Origin of the sequence: Actinoallomurus acaciae (assembly GCF_042429965.1) — a bacterium.
In the GTDB taxonomy this organism is placed as follows: Bacteria; Actinomycetota; Actinomycetes; order Streptosporangiales; family Streptosporangiaceae; genus Actinoallomurus; species Actinoallomurus acaciae.
This window is the reverse complement of sequence record NZ_JBHLZP010000989.1, coordinates 1-1,530: the sequence shown is the minus strand read 5'-3', so window position 1 is coordinate 1,530 and position 1,530 is coordinate 1. Positions and strand designations below refer to the sequence as shown.

Below are 1,530 nucleotides of genomic sequence, written 5' to 3'. Positions count from 1 at the left end.
ACCCGCGCCGACCTGCTGATCAACGGCGCGCTTGTCGCGGGCGGTGCCAACCTGCTCAACCTGTTCGACCTGCGGCCCGGCCGCGCGATCAAGGTCGGTGCGCTCGCCGCGCTGCCCGGCACGCTGAGCGGTTCGGCGGTCACGGCCGCCCCGTTCGGCGCCGCCGTCGCGCTGCTGCCCGAGGACCTCGGCGAACGCGCCATGCTCGGCGACGCCGGTGCCAACGCGCTCGGTGCCCTGCTGGGGCTGTCCGCCGCCCACCTGCCCCGCCCCGTACGCCTCGGCATCCTCACCGGCGTGGTGGCGCTCAACGCCGCCAGCGAGTTCGTCAGCTTCACCAAGGTGATCCAGGCGACGCCGGCGCTGCGGTGGCTCGACCAGCTCGGCCGCCGTCCCGTCGTGCCGGAGGCGCGTCCGACGGGTACGGAGTGACGGCTTCGGAGGTGACGGAGGAGTCCACGGCCGGCCGCGCCGTCCAGGGGCTCGCCGGGGCCGCCGTCCTCATCGGCGTCATCACCATCCTCGCCCGCATCGCCGGGTTCGGGCGGATCGTCGTGTTCTCCCAGACGGTGAAGACGTCGTGCCTCGGCCAGGCGTACTACACCGCCAACCAGGTTCCGAACATCGTCTTCGAGATCGTCGCGGGCGGTGCGCTGGCCGGCCTGGTCGTGCCCGTGCTGGCCGGTCCGGCCGAACGCGGTGACCGCGAGCACGTGAGCCGCACCACGTCGGCGCTGCTCACCTGGATGGCGGTCGCGCTGGTCCCGCTGTCGGCCGTCGGCGTGCTGCTCGCGCACCCGATCATGGGCACCCTCGTCCGCGGGAACCTGGACCAGTGCTCCCGCGCGGGGGTCGTGACCGTCGGCGCCCACATGCTCGCCGTCTTCGCGCCGCAGATCATGCTGTACGGCTTCACCGTCGTGCTGTACGGCGTGCTCCAGGCGCACCGCCGCTTCGTCGCGCCCGCCCTGGCGCCGCTGGTGTCGAGCCTCGTCGTCATGGGCGCCTACCTCGTGTACGTGCCGCTCGGCCGCGGCCACCAGCAGGACCTCTCGACGCTGCCGCGCTCGGCCGAGCTGATGCTCTCCCTCGGCACGACCGCCGGTGTCGTGGTCCTGGTCGTGACGGCGGGATTCGCCGCCGCACGCCTCCGGCTGCGGATCCGGCCGACGCTGCGGTTCCCGGCCGGCACGGCCGTCCGGGTGCGCCGGCTGGCCATCGCCGGCCTGGCCACGGTCGCCGCCCAGCAGCTGTCCGCGGTCGCCGTCGTGGTGCTGAGCGGGCACGGCACCGTCGGCGCGCTGGCCGACTACCAGTACGCCTGGGCGCTGTTCCTGCTGCCCTGGGCGGTGCTGGCGGTGCCGGTCGCCACCAGCGCCTTCCCGATGCTGTCGGCGCGCATCAGCGCGGGAGAGACGGCGGAGTTCGACCGGATCACCGCGTCGACCACCCGGGCGATCGTGCTCGTCTCCTGTGCCGGGGCCGCCGGCCTGGCCGCGGTCGCGATCCCGGTCGCGACCTTCCTCGACC

General features: G+C 74.2%; 1 protein-coding gene and 1 pseudogene. Both read left to right on the top strand.

All coding sequences use genetic code 11. From position 1 onward, the window contains the following. Window positions 1-432, top strand: a pseudogene (locus ACFFNX_RS49685) (hypothetical protein); the annotation flags it as partial. A gap of 11 nt (window positions 433-443) precedes the next feature. After that, window positions 444-1,530, top strand: a 1,087-nt coding sequence (gene murJ / locus ACFFNX_RS49680) for a murein biosynthesis integral membrane protein MurJ (protein ID WP_378213467.1), incomplete at its 3' end; no start/stop codon positions are given.